Below are 274 nucleotides of genomic sequence, written 5' to 3' on the forward strand. Positions count from 1 at the left end.
GGCTCTTTTCCAAAAGTGACCCGCTGTAAAAGCGGAACCAATAGAAGCCGTTACCGCAGCAACGGATATGTACTCGGTCCAATCCAACATCCTGATCGGCCCAGAGGCCGCCATCGGGGGCAAGCCCCCTCCCACATTTTCACCGGGATCGGCACAAGATACCGGTCGGCTCTAAGGCCGCCGAGCCTAAGCGAGGTGCCGAGTGGTGGGGCAAGAGCCCTTTTGGTTACTTTTGGGGCTCTTTTCCAAAAGTGACCCGCTGTAAAAGCGGAAC

The sequence above is a fragment of the Pseudomonas sp. 31 R 17 genome (assembly GCF_900004915.1).
Taxonomy (GTDB): Bacteria; Pseudomonadota; Gammaproteobacteria; order Pseudomonadales; family Pseudomonadaceae; genus Aquipseudomonas; species Aquipseudomonas orientalis_A.